The organism is Natrinema soli (genome assembly GCF_028618695.1).
The window spans coordinates 1-1,295 of the sequence record NZ_JAQIVI010000584.1 but is presented as its reverse complement, the minus strand read 5'-3'; the positions used below and the strand labels follow the sequence as shown (position 1 = coordinate 1,295).

Genomic DNA, 1,295 nt, shown 5'->3' with positions numbered 1-1,295 from the left:
CTCGAAGGGGGACCCGACGGACCGCGCCGGATCTCGAACGAGGAACTCCTCGAGTTGGACGTCGATGTCCTCGTCCCGGCGGCTGTCGGCAACGTCATCACGGCGGACAACGCCGACGCCATCGCGGCCGACATCGTCGTCGAAGGGGCGAACGGCCCGACGACGTTCGCCGCCGACGCCATCCTCGAGGATCGCGGAATTCGCGTGATCCCGGACATCCTCGCGAACGCCGGCGGCGTCACGGTCAGCTACTTCGAGTGGCTCCAGGACATCAATCGCCGCGCGTGGGCCCTCGAGCGGGTCAACGAGGAACTCGAGTCCGAGATGGTGACGGCCTGGACCACCCTCAAAGACGAGGTCGAACGACGGGACGTCTCCTGGCGCGACGCCGCGTACGCCGTCGCGCTCGATCGGGTCGCCGAGGCCCACGAGATGCGCGGTCTCTGGCCGTGAGTGATTGGCTCCCCGCCGCTGAAATGCTGTTTTTGACGATGGGAAGTGAACAATGTGCTCGAGAATCTCCGGAAAGGAAAGAACACGTTCTACTATCGTGGCAACAGGGAATCGCCACGCCCTCCCCAGCCGATTCGCTCGGTCATGCTTCCCTCGCTCATCCACTGGAAGACGCTTTGCGTCTTCCAAGCCATTCGCTCACGAAGTTCGCGAAGACCTCGCGAAGATTCGGACCGCGGCTCATTGACATTCACCGCGGCCAAGCGCGCGCCACCGCACTCGGTTGACCGTTCTTCTGTAAGGTCCGGAGTCTGTTCGTATCGACCCGGAGCCCGTTTCACGACTGTCGATCGAGGTACTCGATCGCTTCTTCGTCGCTCACCTGACCGAAGGTTCGGTAGTACTGGCCGACGGCGCGGAAGTCCGCGGGCGTCTGGAGGGCGATCACTTCGTCGGCCTCGCGCTCGAGGTCATCGATGGCCCGCGGGGAGCCGACGGGCACGGCCAGCGCGACCCAGTCCGCATCGGTCTCCCGTATTTGCCGGAGACAGGCGGTCGCGGTCGCGCCGGTCGCAACGCCGTCGTCGACGATCAGGGCCCGCTTCCCCTGCAGGTCCGGTAAGCCAGCCGTTTCGCGGTAGCGATCCGCCTTTTCGCGCGCGTTTTCGGCCTCCTCGGCGCGTCTCTCCTCGAGGTACTCTTCGGAAACGCCGAGCCGATCGATCAGGTCGTCGTTCTCCCAGACGCTGCCGTCGCTGGCGACCGCACCCAGCGCCACTTCGGGGTTCTGCGGCGCGCCCATCTTGCGCGCGACGACGACGTCGAGGCCGGCGACGAACGCG

1 protein-coding gene and 1 pseudogene are annotated in these 1,295 nt (G+C 65.7%); one reads left to right on the top strand and one right to left on the bottom strand.

Annotation, left to right across the window (positions count from 1 at the left end; translation table 11 throughout):
- Positions 1-453: pseudogene (locus PGX04_RS27000) on the top strand (Glu/Leu/Phe/Val dehydrogenase); the annotation flags it as partial.
- A gap of 337 nt (positions 454-790) precedes the next feature.
- On the opposite strand, the gene PGX04_RS26995 reads toward PGX04_RS27000, so the two are convergent.
- A partial coding sequence (locus PGX04_RS26995) for a phosphoribosyltransferase (RefSeq protein ID WP_273741310.1) occupies positions 791-1,295 on the bottom strand: 505 nt, incomplete at its 5' end.